The following is a 398-nucleotide window of genomic DNA, read 5'->3' as shown; positions in this document are numbered from 1 at the left end:
CGAACTCACTGGAGTCCGTGATGGAAGCCTCACGCAAGGCCCTCCGCGCGATCCGCCCGGTTCTGCCGGAACCGAGGAGCTCGGCACCGTACGGGTTCGGATGATGCGCACCGGTGCGGACCCGCTGGTGCCAGGCGGAGGATCGGACGCGGCGGTCGAGGCCACGTCCGGTTCCGGTCCGCTTCCTCCGGTACGGGAACTCGCCGCCGGTGAGGTGTTCGCCGCGCTGGGCACCTCACGGCGCGGCTTGCCGGCGGATCGGGCACGGGCGGGGCTGGAGCGGTACGCGGCCAACGAGATGCCACGTACCAAGCGCCGCCCTGTGTGGCGGCAGCTGGGGGCACAGTTCACGGACCTCTTCGCGGTCGTGCTGGTCGTCGCGTCGGGGATCACTTTCC

1 protein-coding gene is annotated in these 398 nt (G+C 71.1%); it reads left to right on the top strand.

Annotated features, from left to right (window positions below; all coding sequences use genetic code 11):
• Positions 1 to 100: 100 nt before the first annotated feature.
• Positions 101 to 398, top strand: a 298-nt coding sequence (locus RB628_RS42945) for a cation-transporting P-type ATPase (protein WP_318325793.1), incomplete at its 3' end; no start/stop codon positions are given.

It is taken from the genome of Streptomyces sp. ADMS, from assembly GCF_033441795.1.
In the GTDB taxonomy this organism is placed as follows: domain Bacteria; phylum Actinomycetota; class Actinomycetes; order Streptomycetales; family Streptomycetaceae; genus Streptomyces.
Note: the sequence above shows the minus strand (reverse complement) of the source record. Positions and strands in the feature narration are given on the sequence as shown.